Annotated in this window: 30 protein-coding genes; 11 read left to right on the top strand and 19 right to left on the bottom strand. The window is 34.7% G+C overall.

Annotated features, from left to right (window positions below):
- Positions 1-342: 342 nt before the first annotated feature.
- From D8M04_RS02220 to D8M04_RS02170, 11 genes are all read right to left on the bottom strand, one after another.
- Positions 343-966: a SpoIIIAH-like family protein gene (locus tag D8M04_RS02220; protein WP_121520981.1), complete on the bottom strand. Its 624-nt coding sequence runs from the start codon at positions 964-966 to the stop codon at positions 343-345.
- 16 nt (positions 967-982) lie between these two features.
- Positions 983-1,618, bottom strand: a complete 636-nt coding sequence (spoIIIAG, locus tag D8M04_RS02215) for a stage III sporulation protein AG (protein ID WP_121520979.1) — start codon at positions 1,616-1,618, stop codon at positions 983-985.
- Positions 1,615-2,241, bottom strand: a complete 627-nt coding sequence (spoIIIAF, locus tag D8M04_RS02210; protein WP_246001092.1) for a stage III sporulation protein AF — start codon at positions 2,239-2,241, stop codon at positions 1,615-1,617. Before spoIIIAF ends, spoIIIAG begins: the two co-directional genes overlap by 4 nt.
- A 1-nt stretch (position 2,242) precedes the next feature.
- Entirely contained in the window at positions 2,243-3,418 is a 1,176-nt protein-coding gene (gene spoIIIAE, locus D8M04_RS02205; RefSeq protein ID WP_121520975.1) for a stage III sporulation protein AE, read from the bottom strand.
- A gap of 31 nt (positions 3,419-3,449) precedes the next feature.
- Positions 3,450-3,839: a stage III sporulation protein AD gene (gene spoIIIAD, locus D8M04_RS02200; RefSeq protein ID WP_121520973.1), complete on the bottom strand. Its 390-nt coding sequence runs from the start codon at positions 3,837-3,839 to the stop codon at positions 3,450-3,452.
- Positions 3,840-3,851: 12 nt separating this feature from the next.
- Positions 3,852-4,052, bottom strand: coding sequence for a stage III sporulation protein AC (gene spoIIIAC / locus D8M04_RS02195; RefSeq protein ID WP_121520971.1), 201 nt, complete (start codon positions 4,050-4,052; stop codon positions 3,852-3,854).
- Positions 4,053-4,070: 18 nt separating this feature from the next.
- Entirely contained in the window at positions 4,071-4,583 is a 513-nt protein-coding gene (spoIIIAB, locus tag D8M04_RS02190) for a stage III sporulation protein SpoIIIAB (RefSeq protein WP_121520969.1), read from the bottom strand.
- The gene (spoIIIAA, locus tag D8M04_RS02185) at positions 4,519-5,502 is read right to left on the bottom strand and encodes a stage III sporulation protein AA (RefSeq protein ID WP_121520967.1); all 984 of its coding nucleotides are present in this window, start codon (positions 5,500-5,502) and stop codon (positions 4,519-4,521) included. The genes spoIIIAB and spoIIIAA overlap by 65 nt, the downstream gene beginning before the upstream one ends.
- 127 nt (positions 5,503-5,629) lie before the next feature.
- Positions 5,630-6,187: an elongation factor P gene (gene efp / locus D8M04_RS02180; protein ID WP_121520965.1), complete on the bottom strand. Its 558-nt coding sequence runs from the start codon at positions 6,185-6,187 to the stop codon at positions 5,630-5,632.
- A 136-nt stretch (positions 6,188-6,323) separates the two neighbouring features.
- Positions 6,324-7,385: a M24 family metallopeptidase gene (locus D8M04_RS02175; protein ID WP_121520963.1), complete on the bottom strand. Its 1,062-nt coding sequence runs from the start codon at positions 7,383-7,385 to the stop codon at positions 6,324-6,326.
- A gap of 230 nt (positions 7,386-7,615) precedes the next feature.
- Positions 7,616-8,113, bottom strand: coding sequence for a YqhR family membrane protein (locus D8M04_RS02170; protein ID WP_121520961.1), 498 nt, complete (start codon positions 8,111-8,113; stop codon positions 7,616-7,618).
- A 337-nt stretch (positions 8,114-8,450) separates the two neighbouring features.
- Between D8M04_RS02170 and D8M04_RS02165 the strand changes: the two genes are divergently transcribed.
- Entirely contained in the window at positions 8,451-8,831 is a 381-nt protein-coding gene (locus D8M04_RS02165; protein WP_121520959.1) for an SA1362 family protein, read from the top strand.
- 10 nt (positions 8,832-8,841) lie between these two features.
- On the opposite strand, the gene D8M04_RS02160 is transcribed toward D8M04_RS02165, so the two are convergent.
- The 6 genes from D8M04_RS02160 to D8M04_RS02135 form a co-directional block, all read right to left on the bottom strand.
- Positions 8,842-9,735: a patatin-like phospholipase family protein gene (locus D8M04_RS02160; protein ID WP_121520957.1), complete on the bottom strand. Its 894-nt coding sequence runs from the start codon at positions 9,733-9,735 to the stop codon at positions 8,842-8,844.
- A 180-nt stretch (positions 9,736-9,915) separates the two neighbouring features.
- The gene (gene mntR / locus D8M04_RS02155; RefSeq protein ID WP_121520955.1) at positions 9,916-10,338 is read right to left on the bottom strand and encodes a transcriptional regulator MntR; all 423 of its coding nucleotides are present in this window, start codon (positions 10,336-10,338) and stop codon (positions 9,916-9,918) included.
- Between the two features lie 578 nt (positions 10,339-10,916).
- Positions 10,917-11,549 carry a type 1 glutamine amidotransferase family protein gene (locus D8M04_RS02150; RefSeq protein ID WP_121520953.1) on the bottom strand — a complete coding sequence of 211 codons (633 nt, stop codon included), beginning with the start codon at positions 11,547-11,549 and terminating at the stop codon, positions 10,917-10,919.
- 75 nt (positions 11,550-11,624) lie between these two features.
- Positions 11,625-12,587, bottom strand: a complete 963-nt coding sequence (locus D8M04_RS02145; RefSeq protein ID WP_121520950.1) for a helix-turn-helix transcriptional regulator — start codon at positions 12,585-12,587, stop codon at positions 11,625-11,627.
- Positions 12,588-12,938: 351 nt separating this feature from the next.
- Positions 12,939-13,196 carry a TnsD family Tn7-like transposition protein gene (locus D8M04_RS02140; RefSeq protein ID WP_121520948.1) on the bottom strand — a complete coding sequence of 86 codons (258 nt, stop codon included), beginning with the start codon at positions 13,194-13,196 and terminating at the stop codon, positions 12,939-12,941.
- A 235-nt stretch (positions 13,197-13,431) separates the two neighbouring features.
- Positions 13,432-15,993: a vitamin B12-dependent ribonucleotide reductase gene (locus D8M04_RS02135; RefSeq protein WP_121520946.1), complete on the bottom strand. Its 2,562-nt coding sequence runs from the start codon at positions 15,991-15,993 to the stop codon at positions 13,432-13,434.
- A gap of 343 nt (positions 15,994-16,336) precedes the next feature.
- Here D8M04_RS02135 and D8M04_RS02130 point away from each other — a divergent pair, with 343 nt between their 5' ends.
- Positions 16,337-16,717 carry a rhodanese-like domain-containing protein gene (locus D8M04_RS02130; RefSeq protein ID WP_121520944.1) on the top strand — a complete coding sequence of 127 codons (381 nt, stop codon included), beginning with the start codon at positions 16,337-16,339 and terminating at the stop codon, positions 16,715-16,717.
- Between the two features lie 131 nt (positions 16,718-16,848).
- On the opposite strand, the gene D8M04_RS02125 is transcribed toward D8M04_RS02130, so the two are convergent.
- Positions 16,849-17,031: a hypothetical protein gene (locus tag D8M04_RS02125; RefSeq protein ID WP_121520942.1), complete on the bottom strand. Its 183-nt coding sequence runs from the start codon at positions 17,029-17,031 to the stop codon at positions 16,849-16,851.
- A 499-nt stretch (positions 17,032-17,530) separates the two neighbouring features.
- On the opposite strand from D8M04_RS02125, the gene D8M04_RS02120 reads away from it, so the two are divergent.
- The gene (locus D8M04_RS02120) at positions 17,531-19,183 is read left to right on the top strand and encodes a DEAD/DEAH box helicase (RefSeq protein ID WP_121520940.1); all 1,653 of its coding nucleotides are present in this window, start codon (positions 17,531-17,533) and stop codon (positions 19,181-19,183) included.
- Positions 19,170-19,943 (top strand): YqhG family protein, encoded by a 774-nt coding sequence (locus D8M04_RS02115; protein WP_121520938.1) that lies wholly within the window; start codon positions 19,170-19,172, stop codon positions 19,941-19,943. Before D8M04_RS02120 ends, D8M04_RS02115 begins: the two co-directional genes overlap by 14 nt.
- A gap of 33 nt (positions 19,944-19,976) precedes the next feature.
- On the opposite strand, the gene D8M04_RS02110 is transcribed toward D8M04_RS02115, so the two are convergent.
- Positions 19,977-20,153 carry a YqzE family protein gene (locus D8M04_RS02110; RefSeq protein ID WP_121520936.1) on the bottom strand — a complete coding sequence of 59 codons (177 nt, stop codon included), beginning with the start codon at positions 20,151-20,153 and terminating at the stop codon, positions 19,977-19,979.
- A gap of 166 nt (positions 20,154-20,319) precedes the next feature.
- On the opposite strand from D8M04_RS02110, the gene comGA reads away from it, so the two are divergent.
- Genes comGA through D8M04_RS02075 form a run of 7 tightly spaced genes read left to right on the top strand, consistent with a single transcriptional unit; the run spans position 20,320 to position 24,178 of the window.
- On the top strand, positions 20,320-21,330 hold the full coding sequence (gene comGA, locus D8M04_RS02105; protein ID WP_121520934.1) for a competence type IV pilus ATPase ComGA: 1,011 nt from the start codon (positions 20,320-20,322) through the stop codon (positions 21,328-21,330).
- Positions 21,290-22,342, top strand: coding sequence for a competence type IV pilus assembly protein ComGB (gene comGB, locus D8M04_RS02100; RefSeq protein WP_246001112.1), 1,053 nt, complete (start codon positions 21,290-21,292; stop codon positions 22,340-22,342). The genes comGA and comGB overlap by 41 nt, the downstream gene beginning before the upstream one ends.
- Before the next feature lie 13 nt (positions 22,343-22,355).
- Complete coding sequence (gene comGC, locus D8M04_RS02095; protein ID WP_121520930.1) at positions 22,356-22,679, top strand: competence type IV pilus major pilin ComGC; 324 nt, start codon at positions 22,356-22,358, stop codon at positions 22,677-22,679.
- A complete protein-coding gene (gene comGD, locus D8M04_RS20675; RefSeq protein WP_121520928.1) occupies positions 22,676-23,098 on the top strand; it encodes a competence type IV pilus minor pilin ComGD in 423 nt (140 codons plus the stop codon). The genes comGC and comGD overlap by 4 nt, the downstream gene beginning before the upstream one ends.
- Positions 23,049-23,423 (top strand): hypothetical protein, encoded by a 375-nt coding sequence (locus tag D8M04_RS02085; RefSeq protein WP_121520926.1) that lies wholly within the window; start codon positions 23,049-23,051, stop codon positions 23,421-23,423. The genes comGD and D8M04_RS02085 overlap by 50 nt, the downstream gene beginning before the upstream one ends.
- A complete protein-coding gene (locus D8M04_RS02080) occupies positions 23,404-23,823 on the top strand; it encodes a ComGF family competence protein (RefSeq protein ID WP_222928570.1) in 420 nt (139 codons plus the stop codon). The genes D8M04_RS02085 and D8M04_RS02080 overlap by 20 nt, the downstream gene beginning before the upstream one ends.
- Complete coding sequence (locus D8M04_RS02075; protein ID WP_121520922.1) at positions 23,792-24,178, top strand: hypothetical protein; 387 nt, start codon at positions 23,792-23,794, stop codon at positions 24,176-24,178. Before D8M04_RS02080 ends, D8M04_RS02075 begins: the two co-directional genes overlap by 32 nt.
- Positions 24,179-24,259: the final 81 nt, after the last annotated feature.

Below are 24,259 nucleotides of genomic sequence, written 5' to 3'. Positions count from 1 at the left end.
ACATTCTACGATAAAATCATGCATCCGTTCAAGAATTATCTAAACCCCAACATTAATAAAACGAAACTTCGATCAGTTTGGGGGTTCTTTTATCTCCAGCAGAGTGCTACCTACCATCAAGGGTATGAGTATAAGGACCTTAAACGAATCGGACAATGGATAAGAATTACTATTCTTGTGTTCTTCTTGAGTTCTTATTGTTAAGGGCCTTATAACCAGTTAACCTGCGATAAAAAGATTATATCAATGATTTTCTATAAAAGCGAATGTTAAAATACGTAAAGAAATCTAGACTTTTGTCTAGATTTCTTTACGATTTACTCCGTCAGTTGCAGTTAGTCCTTATTCACTTCCCTCTCCCTCACCCTTTTCTCCATCTTCTTCAGATCCGTCATCTTGTTGTTCCGTTGGTTCAAAATTAACATCTACCGTAATTTCTCCGTATTCATCACGAACCATTTGCATGATATTAACGACCTCTGTATTTGTAAGAAGCTCCCCTGCTTTTACATGTACATGAACTTTATCCTCAGCAGAACGTACTAAGACATCCTCATATTCAGCTGTTTGAAGGATGGATTGCTCTAAAATAGATTCTTTAGTAGAAAGTCCTTCTAGAACATCAATATCTTGTAAAGCTTTATCCTTTTCTTCCACACTTGCATTACTAGACGCTACAATATCTTCAAGGCGTTCAATCTCCATACTCCTATCATCTTGAAGCTCCATACGAATGGAGGTAAATAATTCATCACTATTTCCAACATTTGTCATCTCATTCACTTCTGCATTTCCAGCGGTATCCTCAGCTTCCTGTTGGTCTGTAGTTGCTGGTTGCTCTGTATCTGTTTGTCCATTATCAATGTATGCTAGATCATCATTGTTTGGAGAAATAATATAGTACACACTTAGAACAATCATAAGACTTAGCATGGTAAGTAACCAAACTGTTTGCTTTTTTAACATTTTCAAATTCCTCCCATTAATTACTTTTTGGCATTACAGAAACTCTATGAGTTGGAACATTGAGTACTCTAGAAACTGCTTCTACAATCCAGTTTTTTATATTGGCATTTTCGGCGCCTTTCGCTACGACAAACACTCCACTTACTTCTGGGCGGTCAGTCCTAACCAATAAAGGAACTTCTCTATCACCTTGTCTTACAAACACAACCTGGGTCTCTTCCGATTGGTCGTCTACTTTTCTCGTTCCTCCGTTACGGTCAGATTCATCTGTAGATTGCTCTCCTCGAATGAGGTTCTTCTCATATACATTGACGTTTGTTGAAGAGAGGTTTACCATTACCTCAGCTTCTGATACTCCATGTATTTTATTAAGCATTGCTTCAAGGTCTTCTTTGTAACTTGCTTCTAGTTCGTCAACTTCACCTGAAACAGTTGGCTTCTCGGAATTAGAGACCTCTACTTCCTCCTTCACCTCTAGCTGCATTTCGTTGTTTGGGTTTGCTTCATTTTTTTCAGTTGAGAAGATATTACTTAAGATAATAAGTAGTAGGCCAACCAAACCTAGAATTATGACATACCCAACTTTGTTTAAGCTGCTCTTCCCTGATTCTGATTTTTTTGGTTGAAAGATTTTCTCGAAGAGTTTTTTCAAGATGACCCTCCCTCCCAATAAATGGTTATCTCTTTATCTTCCAGACCCCATAGTTCTGTTAAAAGAGATTTTACTTCGTCTTCATGCCTGTCTTCATTTTCGATAGGTTCATTCGTATTAATTACTACATCTTCAACTACCCCCATTTCTCCCTCCCCTTTTTCGTAATTTTTGACAGTAACAATGACTTCTTGAAGATCCTCATAAGTGAATTGCTGATTAGTAGAAAATTGGAAATCTAGGTTAGTGATTTCTAAGTTATGCCCTTCAATTAGAGGCTCTTTTGCTAAATCTATTAATGGGACAGCCATTTGTTCTAAAATATATGCATCTTGAGTCGTTTGTATCTCTTTTTTTTGCAATTCAATTAAATTTTCTACCGAACCCTCTGTACTTTTTATCTGATTCAACTGCTGGAATGAGGAATTTAACGCTCTATCTATATCAATATTCAGTATATAAAAGATAGGATTTAATAAAATTAGGATTAAAATTAATCCCACCACTAGTTGAATATATTTCTTCATGGCGGAAGAAGGTATAATAAGATCAAGGATAGTTGCTAATATAACAAAAATGATTATTTGTGTGACCCACTGTATAATTAATTCCAAGATTATCATCCTAACGTAATAGCATGGTAAGATTGCTTGCAACGACAATTATAACGATAGCTAAAAAGAACATAATAGAAACCGCTAACAAGCTTGCTAAGATAAATAAAATATAGTTACTGATCGTATTTAAAGTGGAAATAACAGGCCCATCGCCAATCGGCTGTAAAACAGCTGCAGCTATTTTATAAATTAAAGCAATTGCAATAACCTTCAGTGCAGGAAACAACGAGATAAATAGCACAATTAATAATCCTATAACCCCTACTGCGTTTTTCAGTAGTAAGGAAGCACTTAAAATCGTATCTGTAGCATCGGTAAATGTTCTACCGATAACTGGTATAAAATTTCCGGTTATAAATTTAGCCGTTTTCAGTGCTACTCCATCCTGAATTGCACTTGCAGTACCCTGGACCGATATAACTCCTAAAAATATCGTTAAAAACACACCTAACGTTCCCATGCTGACAGATTTAAACAAATTGGCTAAGTGTGTTACTTTATAACGCTCGGTAATACTGCTAACTATTTTTAAGATAGCAGATATAAATAGTAATGGCAGAACGAAAGCGGAGATTAAAACTCCACTTACATTAATAAGAAAAATGATGATTGGGTGAAAGAAAGATACGGATACTAAGTTACCGAAAGTAGCCATAAGACCTAATATAAGAGGTAAAAGGGCAATCATAAAGCTTGTCATCGTCTGAATTGCTTCCTCCACATAAGAAACAGCAACATAAAAGCTATTTAAAGCAATAAAGATTAAGATCGTATAGACAACAAAGTAGGCAATTTTGCTAACAGCAGATTTTTCGAATGCTGAATGCATGGTTTGTAATAAAATGGAGAACAAAGTTAACATGATAAGCATTCCTAACAATTTTCCATTTACAATAATTTCATGAAAAAGATACTCGATAAAGCCTATCAATACATTTTTTATAGATATGGATTCTTGATTTTTAATGAATTCATAAACAGATGTTTTTTCCAATTCGGGTAAGTAGCTGCCATATTCCTTAGTAAGTTGGTCCCAATAGCCTTCTACCCCCTCTAATGAGATTTCATCTAGTAAAGTCTCATTCAACTCCTTGGTTTCTACTGCTGCAAAAGCGGAACCTTGTCCTACAAAGAGAAAAATGAAAGTGAATATAAGTACGATCCATGCTCTATTCCATTTCATTCACTCTTTTTTCCTCCTTTATTAACATTTACTAAGCCGGCAAGAAATTAATAATTGCCTCTATTACTGCAGTAATGATTGGTACAGCTAATAATATAATAAATATTTTACCTGCCAACTCGATGTTTTTGGCTACGGAGGACAGGCCAGCTTCCTTCGTTAAACTAGCACCAAGCTCTGCAATATATGCAATTCCAATTATTTTTAAAATCGTTTCTAAATATAATCCACTAACATTTGCCTGTTGACCTAATGTCTTAATCAGATCGAAAATAATATTTATCTGTTGAATAATCGCCAGTAAAATGATAAGGCTTGTAACGAAAGCAATAAAAAAAGCGAAGGAACGATTTATCTGTTGTAAAATTATAAAAACAATACTTGCAATAATTCCCAGCAATACAATTTGTAAGATATCCATGTTTTTTAACTCCTAAAAAAGGAATACAGATTTGATTTGGTTAAATAAATCCGAAAGTCCATTGATAACAATAACTAATACAATGATAAAGCCAATCAATGTAGCAAATTGTGCTATTTCCTCTTTTCCCATTTGTTTAAGGATCGTATGGATGAATGCCACAATAATCCCAATGCCAGCAATTTGAAATAATACGGTTGCATCTGTAAACATGGACTAACTCCTTTCTTTCTAGATGAGCAGCAATACGACAAATAAACCTGCTAGTATTCCTAAACTTTTCGCCATTTTGCTGTATTTAAATTGATTATCACGGGCTTCTTCCAGCTCCCGCTCCAAATGGCTTAAGGTAAGGTGAATTTGTTTTTGTTGTTGATAATAATCATGTTGGCCAATCGTCCTGCCAAATTGATATAATATCTCTTTCTCATTGCTTCCGAGACTAGAACGTACTATGAGATTATCTACACTGCTTGTCCAAAAGGAATAAAAGTGATGTGGTTGTTCTTGAATGCTTTCTCCTAATTCTTTGAAGAATGACTTACTTGGTTCTGGAATTTGTTTAGAGATACTGAAAAAAACGTCCTTTAGTGGTAATTGACTGTATATCATTTCTGCCTCTAAGATTTGCAGTGCATTTTTTAATTGTCTAATGTGCTTCGGGCGATTCATTAAACGGTTACTCCATTCGAAGCCCATCCAGGTCGTCATACTGATAAACAGAAGTGCCCCGATCCATTTCAAAAGGGCTCCACCTCGATTCTTTATAGATATCCAACCCACTTTGATTGTATATATTAATAGATGCCGGTTTTTTGGCTTTATCTAAAACGATAATTCGTTCAAAGACTCTTTGCTTAAATAATATTTGCAGAGAAGGTCGCCTTTTTACTTCTTCCAAGCTAAAACCATGGATTGAGCAAATTACTTTGACACCCGCATGAATTACTTCTTGTAACGCTTTAACATCATCATTACTTCCTATCTCATCCACCACGAGTACATCTGGGGACATAGAACGAATCATCATCATCATTCCTTCAGCTTTCGGACAAGCATCCAGCACATCCGTTCGCCTACCAACATCATGCTGTGGTATTCCATTTATGGATGCAGCTATTTCGCTTCTTTCATCAATAACTCCAACTTTTTGAGCCCGTACCTTCCCCCAACCGGAAGCCATAGTCCGTGTAATATCGCGAATAAGGGTTGTCTTACCTGTCTGCGGCGGCCCAATAATAAGTGTATTCAGATAGTTACCTTTATATATATAGGGGATAATTGGTGTGGCTGCTCCTATTCTTTGTTTGGCAATACGAATATTAAAAAAAGTAATATGTCCAATTGCTTTGACGTTACCATCTAATGTATTTACCTTTCCAGCTAAGCCTACACGATGTCCACCTTCAATTGTAATATAGCCTTGTCGCAACTCATCAGCCATCCGATATAAAGAGAATTCACTTAGTTGATTCACTATGAATAATGCATCCTGCTTCGTTGGAAGAATTCCTGAGATCCATTCTGTACTCTCATCAAAATTCAATTCAATCGGTCTATTTAAGCGGATTCTAATCTCCTGTAACACGGTCCAGCGCTGCTTTATCTTCAATTCTAGAGCTTGTCTCAATTCAACAGGAAATACTCTTAAAATCTCATCCATAAAACTTCCCTTTCTTTTATAAGTATTGCTATATAGTAAAATGTATGATTCCTTTGGTATTTTATGACTTGTCACAAAATAAAAAAACAGCCCTTATAAATAAGGACTGTTAATGAATTTCTACTTATTAAGCTCTAGATACATATTTTCCATCTGATGTATTAATAACAAGTACATCTCCTTTATTGACAAAAAATGGCACTTGAACTACATGGCCAGTTTCAACTGTAGCTGGCTTTGAACCTCCACTTGCCGTATCTCCTTTAATTCCTGGTTCTGTCTCAATTACCTCAAGTTCAACATTATTAGGTAGATCCACACCAAGAATCTCCCCTTCGTAGCTAATAACGTTCACTTCCATGTTTTCTTTCATAAATTTCAACTGGTATTCGATTTGTTCAGCTGGAATTTCAATTTGTTCGTAAGTATTCATATCCATAAATGCATGTGCATTACCTGAAGCATATAGATATTGCATCTTTTTGTTTTCTATATGTGCTTTACCAACTTTTTCTCCACCACGGAATGTCTTTTCTTGGATATTTCCATTCCTTAAGTTACGTAACTTCGACCGAACAAATGCTGCACCTTTTCCAGGTTTTACATGTTGAAATTCTATTACTTGCATAATATCGCCATCTACTTCAATTGTTAATCCTGTTTTAAAATCATTTACTGAAATCATTGCTATTCCTCCTAAAATATAAGTAAACATCACTCTAAGGTGAGGTTTCGTTTCTCCCTTACAAACTCAATCCAACTTTATTTCTATGAACTAATTAATGTGGGAGTCGTTACCTCTTTACCTGTAATAAATCAATCTATAATTCGATAAATTCCTTCGGCGCAAATGTAAGTCTTTCATTACCGTTTTCCGTAATAACTATATCATCTTCTATTCTGCACCCACCTAATCCAGCAATATAAATTCCTGGTTCTACAGTGACAACCATTCCTGATTTTAAAGTTTGGTCCGAACGAGTGGATAACCCTGGGCCTTCATGTACTTCTAAGCCGATGCCGTGACCGGTGGAATGGCCAAAGTATTTGCCATAACCTTTCTCATTTATATAATCTCGAGTTAAAGCATCGGCCTCTTTCCCAGTCATACCTGGTTTAATTCCATTTAAGCCTCGAATATTAGCCTCAAGTACAATATTATAGATATTTCTCAGCTCCTCACTTACTTCTCCAACAGCAACCGTTCTAGTAATATCAGAGCAATATCCATCAAAAAGTGCACCGTAATCCAATGTAACTAGTTCACCTGACTGTATTACTTTATTTGTAGCAACACCGTGAGGAAGTGCTGAACGAACACCTGATGCAACTATTGTATCAAAGCTGGATGCAGTAGCACCTTGCTTTCTCATAAAGAACTCCAGTTCATTGGAAATTTCAATCTCTTTTACGCCAGGTTTAATAAAAGACTTAATATGTTCAAAAGCATTATCAGCAATTTCTGCTGCTTGCTTTAGAATACTAAGCTCTTCACTTGTCTTAATAAGACGAATATCTTCAATTAATTCACTAACAGGAACCAATTCAACATCAAACAATTTGTTATATGACTCATAAGTTTTATAAGAAACATAATCTTGTTCAAAACCTACACGTTTTACACCTAAGTCTTTTAGTTGTGTTTTTATTTCTAGCTCTATTTGCTGCTTATGTTCTATAACCTCAAAATGGGTAGCCTGAGCTGTTGCTTGTTCTGTGTATCGAAAATCGGTAATAAAACGGTTTGCTTCATTAGTGATAATAGCAACTCCAGCAGTTCCAGAAAACCCTGTTATATATCTACGGTTAATTGGACTTGTTACTAAAAGCGCATCCAATTCATGTTCGCTCAATGCGTTTTTTAATTTAGCTAATTTTTCCACGCTTACATCCCCTTCTATCAACAAACATTGACAAAATTACAATCGCTCTTTTTTCTTTTTAAATTAAACTATTACTTTTTTCTTAGAACTCAATCGTTCTGTTAAATTTTAACTATTTTTTAGTTTATCATAAAACCTTTCATTTGAATAACGATTTACAGCGATCCATTCCATATTTGCCTTAAAGGCCTTGTTCCATTTCATTCCGAACTACATAGAAGTATTCATATTTACGTGGTTTCCCGTACCTGTGTATCATGATAGTCATAAGAGATGGAGTAACCAATAAATGCACCGTATAATATATACAAACATAATGTCGAGACAATTGTATTTAGTTGTAATTCACTAAAACTAGGAATATTGTTAAAGATCGGCTGAAATAACAGAAAAATAAGACACCATAAGACAATCCCAAAAAGTACCCCTGCCCACATTGAATTCACTTTTTTAAGTGTACTATAGTAGATAAGTGCGACAATAATGGATATGAGCCCAACCAGGATAATCGATACTAGATCACCTAGCCAACCATCCGTCCATTCATCTTTAAGCCAGGACCTTAGAATAAACAACCTAGGGGAAACTTCAGAAAAATTAAAGTAATACATCAAGATCGCTATCGTGCTCCAAAAGATCCCTCCAATAAATCCAGTAAGGAGCGACCTAGGTAATAAAGGTAATGTTTCAATGTGTTTATTTTGTTCTAGTTTCTTATTTCCTTTCATTTTAACCACCTCAGGCAGTATTATTTCCAATATGAAAGATATAAATCATCTAATGGCTGAATAGGTAAAATTAACCTTCAGAATGACTAGAAAAAAAGACTAAATAAGGCTATAATTAATATCTAAACAAAGGATAATTTTAACAATCATAAATATGTGTTAATAAAAATATACCCATAAACTGAATAAATTGTTATAAATAGGCAAAAATCTTAATAATGGTAAATGAGGCTTAATTATATGTTTAAGGAACAAGGAAAAACGGTATAGATAATATAAGAGAATAAATTTAAATTATTCTATATATAAGACCTTTTTCAATAGGAGGAGATTTCAGATGGCACGTAATAAACTTTCATTATTATTTTTTGTCATTATTGGATTTGCAATTGTTGGTTTATTTACACAGCTTTTCACAAATCCAGGCGGCTTCTTCAAGAATATTTTAATTATGGTTGGTATTGGGGTTGTTATCGCTGCCATCATTTATTTCGTGATGACCAGAAGCAAAACTTCTACCAATGATATGAAGAAATATAAAAAGGCAGTACGCCAGTCTAAAGCCAAATATAAAGCTGATAAACCCGTCTCCTTCAAATCTGCCACCAACAAAAAACAAGCAAGCCCTATAAAAAAGAAACGTACCAAACGTTCAACCAATCACCTTAGAGTAATTGAAGGTAATAAAACCAAAAGGAAAGACCGAGCATCTTTTTGATCTCGGTCTTTTATTTAGGCCAAAATTGCAGAAATTGGTCTGCACGTTCTCTGCCAACAATGTATAATTGCTCTTTAGTTATATCGTCCAAATGGAAATTTACCGTTTCTATCCCTTCTACGGGTACAATAATAATATTGTTTTTTTCTGACTTAGAAATATATCGAGCATCGTGCGCTTGTTTCATGGTAGCAAACAAAGCGGTAAACATATCGAACGCATTAGATATTTGATGAGGGCTATTCTGTTTTTCAATATCTTCAGTGAATTTAACCCCTATAACCGGACGTTTCTCTTGCTTATCCCCATTTGAAAAAATCCATAATGGAAAATTACTTAAAAGTCCCCCATCTACCATAATACTTTTATAGGCTCCTTTACCAGGCAATTTTTTTGGCATAAAAAAATAAGGAAATCCTGCACTCATCCGTACTGCTTTGGATACTGGAAAGTAGTTTGGATTAATCCCATAGATTCTTTCTAAATCATCTGGTATGATAACTAGCTTCCCCAGAGATAAATCACTTACAACCACCTTTAAATATCCTTCTTTAATATCACTAAATGTATTAACATTCTTTTCTGCAAGCAATTGATTTAACCATTTTTCTAGTTTATCGCCTTTATTTATACCTAATTGAAAGTATAAGAATAACCATTTACTGAAGGGTATATATCTTGTTAGCCATGGGGGATCTAATAAAGCTTGTAAATTCAGTTTATCGATGATTTCTGTCATTTCGTGGGATCTGTAACCTGCAGCTATGAGGGATGCAACAATAGCACCTGCCGATGTTCCAGCTACTCTTTCTATAATTAAATTATGATCGTCGAAGCTTCTTAAAACGCCAACAAATGCAAAAGCCTTCACACCACCACCAGAAAACACTGCATCTATTTTCATTCACACTCCCCTTTCTTACTATATAGTGTAAAAAGAAGGAGAGAAAAATAGAACTTGTCTATCATATTTATTAAAAGTTAAAAATCAGGACTAGAATACTGAAGACACGCCATATCTTTCTATATGCCTCATGCATGTCTTCCATCCTAAGAGCCAAATATCCAGCCCAGAATCTTATGCTTATTCTTCTGCTGATGCTTCCTGAATATCGCGTAAATCTGATTGCCTTTTTTCGTCATCCTTAAAATAACTAACTAAGTCTCCAATTCGGTCAATAGAATTCCAGCTTAAGTGATGTTCTATTCCTTCTACGTCTTCATAAATATTTTCTTTTTCTACTCCAATTATCGTTAAAAATTCTTCTAATAATTCATGGCGAAACACTAATCTTTCGCCTACTTTTTTTCCTTTTGTTGTTAACATAAAGCCTCGGTATTTTTCATAGTGTAAATATTCATCTTTATCTAATTTTTGTACCATTTTGGTTACAGATGAAGGATGTACAGCCAGAGCTTCAGCTATATCGGAAACGCGAGCATAACCTTTCGATTCAATTAACTTATATATTTGTTCAATATAGTCTTCCATACTTGGTGTTGGCAACAAGAACCCCTCACTTTGAAAAAATATTTATATTGTGCAAAATTGTTTCTTATTCAAGAATATCGTAAAGTTAGTTGAGAAACAAGCTTTTCACCTATACAGTAGGTCATGTTGAATCCCATCGAGCATTCCATTACCAGATGTAATACTCTTAAAAGGGTTCACATTTATGTATAGATGAAAGCCGGGACATAAAAAAGAGAGCCTATGTTTTCACATTGGTGTTACTTTGAATTAAAGTTTGATCAAAAATACCTCACAAACCCACATTTTACGTGAAATCAAAAGACCCTATTTTGAAAAAAAAGATTGATCAAAACGGGGTCTTTATTTGTGATACATTAAACATCCTTTGTAAAAAAGTTTGATAACTTTCCGAGATCCGATCTTCAACTAACGCACCCGTTTGCATAGGATTAAAGCAAATGCAGTTCTATTATTTTGTCTATGGGCAATTTACTCGGTTCACGCATATCAACAAAATAAGGCAACTGCCATTTTTGCTTGAGGATCGTTCCATCATAATTACCAAAGAAATTATTTACCAGTTCTAATTTTAACAAAGCTAATTATATAGCTCATCCATTTATTGAATCCATTAACTGAAAGAAGTATTCAGGTTTATGAGTCTTATTTAAGTTATACCATGAATGTAATGTATCTTGTGTAAATACATCTATTTTTTTTAATACTTCCATCGCAAATTCCAGAGGCGCTACTCCTGATGCAGTAACTAAATTCGCATCAGATACCGCAGGCCCAATCTCATAAAATTTTTCTCCATTATAATTAGGACATACCATTTTAATATACTCTAAGTCATTACTTGTATGTTTTCTAGAATCTAGGTATCCCATGTTTGCGAGACCCTCAGTTGCACCACAAATTGCAGCAACAATAGTTCCAAGCCTTAAAGATTCGCCAATTCTTTCCAAGATAGGTTGATGAATATCTTCTCTCCAAGTAGTCCCACCCGGTAAGATTAAAAGATCTTTCCCCTCAAAAGTACATTCATCAAGAGAAGTATCTGGTTTTATGCTCAGACCTCCCATCGTTGTAATGATTTCTTTATTAGCTCCTACTGTAACTACTTTTAAAGGTGCTAAGTCCTTTTTGAAATATCTTCCTGAGTTTAGTTCAGCAATTAAATAACCATATTCCCAGTCTGACATTGTATTAAATACATAAAGATAAACATTTTTTGTGTGCATATAATAACACTCCAATCCCAATTGATATATCCTATTATAATAAAACTTCCCTGACAACTACCGTCAGGGAAGTTTTCATACTTGATAAAATTTCATTAAATCAGTCAAAACTTCAACAAGTCTTTTCTTTAGACTTATTGGCTCAATAACTTGAATAGATTTACCATACGCTAAAAGTAAATAAGGTACAAATGTATGTAGCATATCTTTTTCAAGAAGAAATACTGCTTGATTTAAAGTCCGTTCTTGTAAATAATGTCCTAAAAACCAATGTTGGCAAATATCATCTAACGTCCTTCTATCCCCATTAATAACTAAAGAAGTAATTCTTTCATTATCTTCTATAGTTGGAAGAAGGTTTTTCATAAAAAAGCCACTTGCTGAAAAATTTTCTGCCCGATTAAATTTATTTTCAGTTAGCATTAAGCTTTTAATTCGGTCTACTCTAAAACTGCGAATCTCATTCCTAAGATGACAAAATCCAATCACATACCACTTATTATTCCAATAGACAATTCTATACGGGTCGAGCAATCTATACTTTAATTGCTTTTCGCCACTCTTAGGGTAATGAATTTTAACTGAGTACCTGTCAGTGACGGACATCTCCAACTCCTTCAATAAAGGGACCAGTGAGGGGGAACTTAATCGACTTATTACTTCAAGACTATTAAAATGTTTGTTTATCTTTGTTCCTTGCTCTTGATTCGAATAGTTGCTTAGTTTTGAAATAGCCCTATTTAGTGCTTCACCTCCATAATATCCGGCTTCTTCTGCAAAAACAGCAGCGTGAAATAGTGAGGTTTGCTCCTCAAAATCAAAAAAAAGAGGAGCTTCAATAAAATTGTTCATTAAAGTGTATCCACCGTTATGACCTGTGTCTGAAATTATTGGTACACCACTTGTTGAAAGTGTATCAATATAACGATACACAGTTCTTATATTCATCTCCAATTTTTCTGAGATTTGTTTTGCAGTAATCTTTTTACCTGAACTTAGCATCCATAGGATTGCTAGTAAATTGTCAATTTTAGGCATATAAATCCACCTCTATATTGATTTTATTATCAAGTTACTAATTAGCAATAAGGAATTTATACTGTTTTCACATTTAATTATAGCTTATTTCCTTAAATTAGCTCTTGTTAGGTTGAAGTATAATTCTTCACAATTGATTTTTAATATTTTAGTAAAACCTATTAACTGTATTATTCCACGATCTTTTACGGATCAAAGATTAATACAATTAGGTCAGACACTTTGAAATCTCTATTCTTTATTTATATATCTGTCTGCTCCTCTAAATAAGGTTATATATTTAAAATTTTTAGTTTCTATTGCACAAGTTTCCCTTAATCTTTCGATCTATCACTATGCAACAACGTCGAATTAGAACTCTTGAACTGTTTCTGTAATTTCATTAAGTAACTTGTAAGTCTGTGGCAATTTTTCCTCATAACTTTTAACTGAGAGGTTGAATATATTTAATCGTTTGCTAAATAATGTACTTGTAATTCTAACTGGCTTTTCTAATGCCATTAATTCGGGATAAACTTCCTTTATCTTTTGATAATATTCTTGATCTCGCATTTCCCAGTCAGTAGCATCCTTCAACTTCCTCTCTGATGAACATTTTCGTTTTGCCATGAAACCTCTTCCTAATTAAATGGTTCATTTGAAGTAAACTAGCCCTTCGAATAAATATCAGACAATACTTAGGTAACATTCAAAACTGTATTTTTCAGAAATATAAAAAAAAACAACCTCTTACGGCTATCATACCGAAAAGGTTGTTTTCTATCGAACTTTAATACAGTTTATCAATCTTTTTTTAAATTATCAAACTTTGATTCAAAGCCACAATTGGCTCATGTTCATCAATTTAAAGACCACATTTTAATTGTGCACCACAACTTATACAAGTATTACATCCACCTATGTCTTCTACCGTACCTTCCCGACAAACTGGACATGTATTTCCTACTTCTGAACCAATAGTTACACTCGTTGTACCTAGCTCTTGTACCGTATCCATCAATACAACCTTAGGTTTATCATCCTTTTCTGGGAACAATTCTGTTTGTTCAAACGTGTTTTCTTCTGCCTTTAATGTTAATACCTGGGAATCACGGCTTCCATCTACGTATACTGTACCACCTTTTGCTCCACCGCGGTAAAGACGCTCATAGACATTCTCAACTTGCTCAACTGTATAACCCTTAGGCGCATTTACTGTCTTTGAGATAGAGCTATCTACCCAACGCTGGATAACACATTGTGTATCTGCATGTGCTTCCGGAGAAAGTTCCATTGCAGTAACAAACCAATTTGGTAAGTTCTCTGGATCACTTTCAGGGTGATTATCCAAATATTCTTGTACAATATCGGCTTTAACTTCGATGAATTTACCTAGTCGTCCACTTCTGAAATAAGAGAAGGAATAATAAGGCTCTAAACCAGTACTTACTCCAACCATCGTTCCTGTACTTCCAGTTGGCGCAACAGTCAGCAGATGAGAATTACGGATACCGTATTCGAGAACTCCTTGACGAATATCTTCTGGCATTTTTCTCATATAACCAGTATCGATGAACGCCTCACGCAGCTGTTTCGTCTCTTCATCACTTTGACCAACTAAGAATGGAAAGCTTCCTTTTTCTTTTGCTAACTCAATTGAAGTGCGGTAAGCAGTAGTAGCAATCGTTTCAAAAATTTTATCTACAAGCTCATTGCCCTCTTTTGAACCATATTGTGACTCTGTGTAAATCAACAAGTCATGAAGACCCATTACACCTAAACCAATTCTACGCTCGCCAAGTGCTTGTCTTTCATTTTCAGGTAAGAAGTATGGAGTTGCGTCAATCACATTATCTTGCATACGTACTCCTACTTCAACTGTTGCCTTTAATTTTTCAAAGTCAACTGTTTTTGTATTCTTATCAGCCATTTCTGCTAGATTTACTGCTGCCAAATTGCAGACAGAGTATGGCGCAAGAGGCTGTTCCCCACAAGGATTTGTCGCAACTACTTGCTGGCCATAGCTTTTTGCATTGGTCATTTCATTTGCATTATCAATAAAGAAAATGCCTGGCTCTGCTGAGTATGTCGCACAAATATTAATCAATTTCCATAATTCTTTAGCACGCATTCTCCGGTAAACACGAACACCAAATCCCATATCTTCCCATTTACGAACATCTCCAACCTCGTGCCATTTTTCGTTGTATGCTTTCATTTCTTCTTCTGTATAGTTTTCCACATCAGGGAAACGAAGTTCGTAGTAATCGTCATTCTCTACTGCTTCCATGAAATCTTTCGTAATACAGACAGAAATATTGGCACCGGTTAAGAAATCAGGATTTTGAACAGAATAAGTTCCACCTGTATTCAATTTCAACTCTGCTTCCTGAAGAACCGCATCCGTAAATCCACCTTGACCTGGTATACTTCGGTAATTTAGAATCCCTTGATAAAGGTCCTCTTCTGTTGGGGTGAGTGGAGTGAACTTTAATTTTTCTTGTGCTAGCTTTTTAATCTGTTCATCTTCTGTATTCTCAATTAGATAACGAAGAATTCTTGGATTCTGCATCTTGGAAATTATAAATTCAATAATATCAGGGTGTGAGTCTACTAACATTATCATTTGAGCTCCACGTCTTGAACCACCCTGTTCCACTAAATGTGTTAATTTCGCAATATCATCCAACCAAGACACTGAACCAGATGATTTACCGTTTACTCCTCTTGCAAGCGTATTTCTTGGACGCAGTGTGGAGCCGTTTGTCCCAACTCCTCCACCACGACTCATTATTTCCATTACTTTTTTACGATGGTCAGAGATGCCTTCACGTGAGTCTTTAACATATGGCATGACATAACAGTTAAAATAGGTGACTTCCGTTTCAGAGCCTGCACCATATAATACCCGTCCTGCAGGAATGAAATTTAATTGAGACAACTCACTATAAAAAGCTTCAAACCAGTTATTTTGCTGTTCTTCTGTCTTCTCTACAACCGAAAGACCCTTTGCATTTCTTTTTGCAATTTGCTCATAGAAAATTTCCAGTGGTTTATCAATCGTGTCAAGTGAGCGTTTTACAATCCCTGTCTCTGCTTCCTTTTCATCATCCAGCACAGATAGATAGTCTGCCTCTACTTTTACTTCCGCCTCTTTCTTATCCCAGTCGATAGACTGAATAAATCCAAGTCCTCTTGCAGGAAACTTCGGATCTGCTTTTACTGTAAGTACAACAAAATCCCCAATTTTTAATGTCTTTTTCGTGGTATCTTTGAATGAGTAACGATCAAGCATTACTAAACGAGACACACCTTTATGTGTTAGTTTCATATCATCTGTAATAGGAAAAACAGCAGTAAATAAATCTATATCTTTATTCAATGATTCAATATTGATATTATCCCTTTTATTGACAAAAATTGACATTTCATCTCACCCTTTGACTATATTTGTATTTATAATGTTTAAAAATATGATAAGATAAACATACCACACATAGACAATCAAACTCAACATATTGTATTTAAATTTAATATAATTACTATATATTGTGATTGAATCCTAAATAATGGAAAATGTCAAATATGATAATGCAAGAATAACGTCGAAAGAAGTAGATTATAAAAGACAATTATGCGGTAATTTTCCTTAACAACCTTTTTTGAGACTTGAAGGAAATGCAAAACCTATGTTCGAGATAAAAAGCTTTTAAAAACTCGCAAATAAACCTATAATATAATTTGTACATTAGAAAGACGGGGGAAGTAAAATGGAATTTTTAATCATAGCTATTTTAGTAATACTGGCAGTTGGCATCTTCCGCTACTATAGACAGCGTGCTTATTTAAAAGTACTTACAGAAGATGAATTTGTAAAAGGTTATCGGAAAGCACAATTAATTGATGTACGTGAACCGCAAGAATTTGAGCGTGGTCATATTCTTGGTGCTAGAAATATTCCTGTTACCCAAATGAAGCAAAGACTTATCGAAATGCGTAAAGACAAACCAGTATATCTCTATTGTCAAAGTGGTTCCCGTTCAGCGAGAGCAGCTCATCTTTTGCATAAACAAGGTTACCAGGAAATCTACCAATTAAAAGGTGGATTCAAGAAATGGACAGGAAAGATTAAAACAGGCAAACGCTTTTAGATTAAAAGAATAAACCTTGCGAGTCATGGAAGCCATTCTATCATTTCTCTCCATCACAGCAAGAACATTCTTTATACTCCTGACATAAAATAGAAACCCTCAAGTTTAACCTTGAGGGTTTTTTATTCACTTTACTTGTTTCTTAGCACAGGCTGACGTGCAGTTAACGCTTCATCCATGCGTTTTATGACCGTGAGATGGGGTGCTTCTAGGATGATATCTAGATTTTCTTCTGTCTCTCGTTCAATTTGAAGCCTGGATTCAATCAATTCATCTACCGTTTCTTTGTATTCGATTTCAGTTGGTTCCATCATCATTGCTTCTTCTACGTTCAAAAGGATGATAAACAAAGCCAAGTAACCGTTTAGTAATATATAAAAGTTCTTATATAATTACTTCTGTTTACTGTCTGATAAACGAATACATTTATACAATGGTGATTATAAGGTAGATCCAGGGAGTTGCACACTTATGAGCGCATTTATCCTTCATAAGTATTTGCTTCGCAATTAGTTTACATAATATATAAAATGTAAACTTACCAGAGTTGTGTCATAAAATAAACTCTTTGTCTGAGATATTCAAGTATCACTTGCTCCTTTGGAGTTACTATCCTAGTATGCTCTCCCCTTTTAATCATCTGCATCATATAAATTTAATTGTTGGTTATACTATATATTGCACTCTTTTTTTGCCAGTATCTAACTCTTACTTACCAGCATAATTACAATATACTATAATTTTCAGAAGTTCATAAAATCATTACATAAAATTCAGTTAATTAATACATTAATATATAAAGGAAGTAAAAGCATGGATTCTATTCAAATAAAGAAAGATTTACAATTTATCAATGAGTTAGAATCAAGACTAGAAAAAGATGGAACTTTTTCAAGCTGGGAGCTATTTTCAATGGCTTATGAAGCAGAAATAACAACTAGCAGCCCTACTTTTACAGGACTAAAAGCGTTGGAATATCTCCCACATGTAACCTTTTTAGAACATCAAATAAAGGCTGCCGAAACGGCAATTGAACTTATGAATGGGCGAGCCATTCTTGCAGATGAAGTAGGATTAGGAAAAACAATCGAAGCCGGTTTAATTCTAAAAGAGTACATGGTAAGAGGCTTAGTTAATAATGCGTTGATTCTTGTACCTGCTTCCCTTGTCTCGCAATGGGAAAGGGAATTGAATGAGAAGTTTTATATTCCCGCTGTGGCTCATCGAAAGAATTATAGCTGGGATCAAAATGTCATTATTTCGTCCTTGGATACAGCTAAACGCTCACCCAACAGAGAGAATATCTTAGAAATGGAATATGATTTTATACTTATAGATGAGGCGCATAAGTTAAAAAATCATAAAACGAAAAACTATGAATTTGTTCAATCGCTGAAAAAGAAATATTGCTTATTGCTTACTGCTACCCCAGTCCAAAATCAGCTAATTGAAGTATTTAATCTCATTTCGATTCTTAAGCCTGGCCATCTAGGCAATTATGAAAGCTTCCTGGACAGGTATGGAAAAGACCGGAAAAACATTAAACAGGATGCCTACTTGAAACAGCTAATTCAGAAAGTAATGATTAGAAATACAAGGAAAGCTACTGCATTAAACCAAACAAAGCGAAATATAGAAACAGTATGGATAGAATTTTCTAATGAAGAGATGGAAGTGTATAAGGAACTGGAAGCAACTACTCAAAATTTCTCTACCTTTTCAAAAATAACCTATTTAAGAGAACTTTGTTCCTCCCGAGAGGCCTGCTTTCTGTCATTAAAGAAGAGTATAGAGGAGTATGGCGATAACCCTATTGTACAAAATATAATGGAAAAAATCGGAAGACTCCCCCATCATGCCAAAGCAAAGCGTGTAGTGGATATTATGAAAGAGGTAGGCGATGAGAAGGTCATTATTTTCACTGAATACCGGGCAAGTCAATTATATCTGCAATGGTACTTACAGCAACATGGCTTTAAATCCGTCCCTTTCCGTGGTGGATTCAAACGCAGTAAAAAGGATTGGATGAAACAGCTGTTCAAGGACCATGTACAGGTATTAATCGCAACCGAAGCGGGTGGAGAGGGAATAAATCTACAATTTTGTAATCACTTGATTAATTATGATCTCCCTTGGAATCCTATGAGAGTAGAGCAGCGAATTGGGAGAATACATCGATATGGACAAGAAAAGGATGTCCAGATTTATAATTTTGCCATAAAAGAGACGATGGAAGAACACATTATGACATTATTATATGAGAAAATTAATCTCTTCGAACAAGTAATTGGAAATTTAGATGATATTTTAGCGGATTTAAATATTAACAGTATGGAAAGTGAAATTGAGAAAATCTATGCTGAATCGAATTCTATTGGTGAAGTTAAAATTAAACTAGACAACCTAACGAGTATCATAGAACATTCTCTTGGGGAACAGGAGGCTGAGAGGTATGGCAATCACTAATCTTAATCAGTTTTTACATGATTATTTTACCAATCACCATTGTCAGATTCTAACTAATCAAGACGGGGTCCTTCAAATACAATTAACCGAGGAAATGGACCGAGCCATTATGAATCGTCCATTTTATTGGCATTACATTAAAAAAATCGGCAGAGATGGGGAGCCCATGACACTAACCCTAATTACGAACCCAGAAAAACGTGAAGCAGAAAAGGGTGAATGGATTCACTTTGGAAGCCCAAGATTACAGCAGTTAATTCGCCATTTAAAAGAGAATGAACGATATACAAAGCTTTTTCAGCAAGTTACAACGACGAAGAATACAGCTCTTTATCCTTGGTTAGTTACAAATTTAAAAGTTAGTTACAGAGGCAAACATAAAAAGGATGAAATCATATCCATTGGTTTACAATTAGTCACAGGTAATATGAAATTGGAAATGATGAATCATCTTAAAACCCTGCCCTTACAAGCAACGATTAGTGATTATTGCTATACTATTTCTCCTATGATTAAAATTCAAAGTGGCTTTAAGAGAATTGAATCTGTCATTCTTAATTATATTGAAAATCAAACACATGAATGGGCACAAGATTCTTTGAAAACCCTAAATGAAGAATTAAAAACCCTCCGTCATTTCTATCAGGACGAAGAACATAGTGAACAAATGAATAAAGAGATGGAAGCCATAAAAGAAAGATATAGCCCGATTATTTCAATTGAAACCATCAATGGCGGAATTTTTTATCTTTTAAATTAATATAAAGGCAGAATAGCAGTCAGAGACAAACCGCTATTCTGCCTTTTTCCTTATCGATTTAAAAGCAAAAGGTAATACTCCAAACCAACGATTTGAAATACTGGGCCGTTCATTTCCTTCAACTCTTCGCTTTTTCTTTTCCTCTGGTGGCAAATCCATATAAGAGACAAATTGTTCTGTTAAAAACTTGATATAATCATTTCCTGACATTTAATAGTCACCTCTTTTAGAAATTCGTATAGATAGTTTAAACTGCGAATATATCTCTATTCAAATTTACATTAAATTTACACGAAAAAAGAAGGGTTATAAGAGAACCTGTCGAAATCTTTATACGCAAGACAATTTGATATGAAACAGGAGTTGAGTTTAATCCTTGAATACTTCCTTCACTTTCTCCGGCCAATTGCTGAAAGCCGCACTTCTCCGCGAATCAACCGATATCCATTTTTCTCCCTTTCCCAGCGCGACTAATATATATTTTCGCATACTTGGGAAAAGAATGCTCTATAAGAAAATAACACCACAACATTATCATTTGCTGCTATCCCACTATAAGTTCATCTCCGGCATGGACATAGGAGAAACGAGAAAACCTCAAAACGGTGCTTATCAATATCAACAGAACAATGCATCCTATTCCCTTCGCTTATCTACCTTACCTTTGAACAATATGGAAAGCCTAGCCATTCGTATTCTTCCACAAGATCAACAATATTCCCTTCAAGACCTCTTTTTATTTCCTTACCAGGTGAAAAGGATTAAAGAATGGATTGCAAACCGTTCTGGTTTAATCTTATTGACAGGACCAACTGGCAGTGGAAAAACAACAGCTTTATATACACTGCTTGAAACCATCCTTAAGGAAAAATCATATCAAACCATTACATTGGAAGATCCTATTGAAAAAGAGTTACAGGATATCCTGCAAGTACAAGTCAATGAGAAAGCTGGAGTTACTTACCAAACAGGATTGAAGGCTGCACTTAGGCATGATCCGGATATTATTATGATTGGCGAAATTAGAGATAAATATACTGCTTCATTCGTGTTTGAAGCCGCATTAACGGGGCATCTAGTTCTTAGTACGCTTCACGCTAAAAATGCTGTTGGAACTATTCAGCGTTTACTAGAGATGGGAATTCGAAAGATGGATATTATACAAACACTTATCGCTGTAGCTTCCACCCAATTAATTCCCCTCCATATGCCTAATACTGTTCAAAAACGAGCTGCTATTCTTGAACTTTTAGAAGGAGAATATCTTGAGAAAGCTGTGAAAGGAGTTGATGTCCATGATTTTCAATTAGAGACATTTGAGAAATTAAGGAGGAAAGCATTTGCATATGGATTTATCAATGAAGAAACTTACCATGAAACAAAATAATCAAATAACAAAGGAACAACAACAGCGTTTTATTGAAAAACTATATCAACTATTAAACAATGGATACTCAACAATAGAAGCTTTAGAAGCTTTAAAATGGGATAGGCCATTTGTGAAACCAGCCGATCATATTATTCACGAATTAAAACATGGAGCAAGCATTGATAAAGCAATGGATAAAGCTGGGTTCGATTCATCAATTACCACATTTTTATTTTTCGTTCGAGCCAATAATGATTTAGAAGGAAGTTTAGCACAATGTTCCAATATGTTTAAGCAGCGTATAAGACACACGAAAAAGTTTCAACAAATAATCCGGTATCCATTGTTTCTAATCTTTATTTTCACAATCCTGCTCTTTTTTATTAAAACAACCATATTACCTTCCTTTGTAGATATGTTCCAATCAAATCCGAAATCCTATTCCACTGTAAAGCTCTCAATCTTATCTGTTGACCTCCTTATTACGTGTACATTATTTGTTGTTCTTACCTGTTTAGTTTTCTTAGTACTATGGAAATATGTACAACCTAAATTACCAATCGAAGAGCAAATAAGGATTCTTGAACGTATTCCCGTATATCGACAGTATTTAAAAGTACAAACCTCCTATTTTTTTGCAACCCATTTTCGTTCATTATTAAAATCTGGAATCCCGTTTAAAGATATTATATATCATATGGCAAATCAGAAGCGATTACCCCTTATCGCCCACTATTCTTCTATCATGATGAATGAACTATCCAAAGGTATCCATCTCTCCTACATCCTGTCCAACTTCTCATTTTTAGAAAATCACTTAACAACCATTTTCCATAAAAATTCTGATGCAGAAATTCTGGAGAAGGATTTAGCCCTATACAGTGAGTTTAAATTAGAAGAGATTGAACAACAGATAACTAAACTGATAACACTCATTCAGCCAATCTTATTTTTAGCAATTGGTTTATTCGTTATATTTATTTACGTTACGCTTATGTGGCCCATGTTTCAACTAATCAAAACAATATAATGGAGGTAACATTATGTATAGTAATAATAAAGGGTTTACTTTGATTGAAATGTTAATTGTCTTAATGATTATTACGGTTCTCATCATTCTAATTGTACCGAATCTAAGCGGAAGAACAGCTGATGTTAACGAGAAAGGCTGCGATGCCCTTGTTTCTCTAGTTCAAGCTCAAGTTGAAACATTCTATATCGAAAATGACGACTATCCTTCAAGTTTGGATGAGCTTGTAAACAATAGCTATATTAAAGAAGAACAAACAACTTGTCCAAATGGAGAAGATTTAGAAATGGACAGTAACCATCAAATTATTAATCCTTATGATTCTACCTCGACATGAGGGATTCTTATGGTTTTACATTATTAGAATTACTGCTTGCACTAAGTATTCTCTCTGTCTTTGTACTAATTACCCCTATCATAAAAAGCACAACTTTAGAGAAAATTCGAGGACAGCAATTTCTAGAATTATTCCAATCGGATGTGATGTATTTACAAACGATAACTGCTACATCTAATGAACATCTACGTATCCAGTTCTTTCAGGATAAGTATATACTTTATCGTGGTACTAAAGCCTATATCTCTAGAGATTATCCGCCACAATGGTCGATCGATACACGTGGAGAGGATAAACTCTCTTTTAACAAGTCAGGCACAGTCTTAAAACCACGAACCATTGTTTTTTCAAATAAGGAGGATAATTACCATGCCATCTTTCCATTTGGCAAAGGGAGGTTTTACATCTTGCAAAGATGAAGGATTTACCTTAGTGGAGGTTATCATTGCTTCTACCCTTCTCTTAACGGTAATCATATTTTTTATCCCTCTCATCTCACAACTGGATAAAGAACTATCGATACTGGATAATAGGCGCCATATCGTGCATGCTCTTCACGATGAACTACAAATCTATCTTTGGACAAAAGAATCTTTGCCTCACTCTTCTAAAGAACAAATAAACAACCAGCTTGTTGAATTATCTATTGAAAAAGATTTAATTTATATAAAAGGATGTGCTCAATGGGAAAATGCAAGGGAAAAAATGGAAGAAATATGTTTGTATGGAATACCACCGAACTGAACAAGGATTTTCCTTTATCACTTTATTTGTTGCGATAGCTATCATAAGCATGACCTTGCCTTTTATAGGATATTTAATAAATAGTGTACATCATCAATCGAATTATGAAGAGTTAGCAGTACATCATTTTTTCCAATTGATACGCGATGAAGTTATTCATGCTAAAAAGACACTTATTCAAGAGGAAAAGCTTACATTAATACAAGAAGACGATTCGGTAGTCAGCTTCTCATTGTACCAAGATGTCATAAGAAGACAATTAGATGGAAGAGGACATGAAATTTATTTGCGTGACGTTAAGGCATTTCAAGTAACTTCTTACACATATGGGGTGAGAATTAAGGTTACCAACCTGCTAGGAGATACCTATGAAAAGACGATTTCCAATTATCATAGATAATCAAAGAGGTTTCATGTTTCCAGTTGTCTTATTTATCATTGCTATTCTGATATTAGTAGTGAATACAAATATACAGCTTTTTATTAATGAACGGAATATGACAAAGCATCAAATCCAGCAAGTAAAAATAGAAACACTCTTCCAAAGTTCTAGAGTATTGTTTCAAGATGAACTCACTTCTGCTCTTCCACCTGGTAAAGAGAGGTCTTATTCACTTCCTGATGGCGAAGTTAAAATAACACTTATATCAGTTACAGAAACAGCCATCCATGCTTCCTTTACCATCTATCCTCTAAACGAACCTATAAGCTACACTATATCTGATACATTTAGGTTGGAGTATCCTATTCAATAGCGGGGATTTCTCCCCGCTAAATACTGCATGGTAGATTATTGCCTGCAAATTACGTAGCACGGAGCAAAAAGTAATCCTGCT

This window comes from Oceanobacillus piezotolerans (assembly GCF_003665065.1).
Taxonomy (GTDB): domain Bacteria; phylum Bacillota; class Bacilli; order Bacillales; family Amphibacillaceae; genus Oceanobacillus; species Oceanobacillus piezotolerans.
This window is presented reverse-complemented; position numbering and strand designations above follow the sequence as displayed.